The organism is Corynebacterium sp. HMSC064E10 (assembly GCF_001812505.1).
Classification (GTDB): domain Bacteria; phylum Actinomycetota; class Actinomycetes; order Mycobacteriales; family Mycobacteriaceae; genus Corynebacterium; species Corynebacterium amycolatum.
Window position 1 is genome coordinate 1 of record NZ_KV809172.1, and the last position, 1,045, is coordinate 1,045.

Here is a 1,045-nt window from a genome sequence, read left to right on the forward strand (position 1 = left end):
TTACACACACTTCACACATAAAGCGAACCCGCAGGCCACGGAGCATTTTTATAACGCGCATCAGCATATGAACAGCTATAAGCGATCTAACTACAACATGTGCGAGGCAGCAGGTGAAGCGTACTGGATTTAGTTCCTACTACAGCCCTGAAACTCGACCGAGCGTGATCACATTCGACGGTTGCTATTACAGCGCTCTAACTAAGGGAGCCGACAGTCCCTACAAGGCAAAACTGATTAATGCTCAAGACGCGTGGGCATAGTTCGGAGAAGGTGGGTTTGCGACTTTACGGAGGATACATTGCTAAAGCAATATGCACATTCACAAAGTGCTGGACTGACCACACCACGGGAAGCACAACGTAGAACCATCTCGTCCATCCCGTCAACTCAGGCTCGTAAAAGCGGAACTAAGCCCAGGACGCTTAAACATACGCATGAATACATCGGATAAAGAGTCCTTGACAGAAGATGTCTGGTGAAGTCTCATGAATGCGGAAGCGAACTTGGAGCAGACATCGCTAAGCGCGGAAGCCTACTCAGCTGCGAGCTCGAGGATATTCCCGATAATGGTTGGAAAATGCTGGTTGAGAGGATTAACCGCACGCCCCGGCAGATTATCGCGTAATAGCTGGGCTGGATCAAACTACTGCTTAGCTAGGAACGAGAAGAGCAAACTGGCAAGGAGGTGGTGGCTCCAGACCCTGATTTCAAATGGAGTCAGCTAGGTGGTTTGTCCGAGCCGTTCTACCAACATTGCGAGCTGACGCCGCCACAAAATCTGATCAATAGGTACGACATTCTGCTCGACGAGGCAACCCAACTGGTAGCTTGCCTGACCGGGTCGCAGCTGTTTGAGTCAAGGCAGCGATTGTGACACGACGGACGTATTTGGTTTTGATTTGCCCGTGGGTCTACTGCCGGTCGACTAGGGGCCCTCATATCAACCACGACAAGACCGACCTGATAGCCCCCTAAGCCGAAAGAGAGCATCAGCACTAGAAGGTTAGCTTATGCTGTTTATTTTGTTTAATGTTGTTTACTT

1 pseudogene is annotated in these 1,045 nt (G+C 50.0%); it reads left to right on the forward strand.

The window, feature by feature from the left end:
• Nucleotides 1-676: 676 nt before the first annotated feature.
• Nucleotides 677-877, forward strand: a pseudogene (locus HMPREF2860_RS11385) (ClbS/DfsB family four-helix bundle protein); the annotation flags it as partial.
• Nucleotides 878-1,045: the final 168 nt, after the last annotated feature.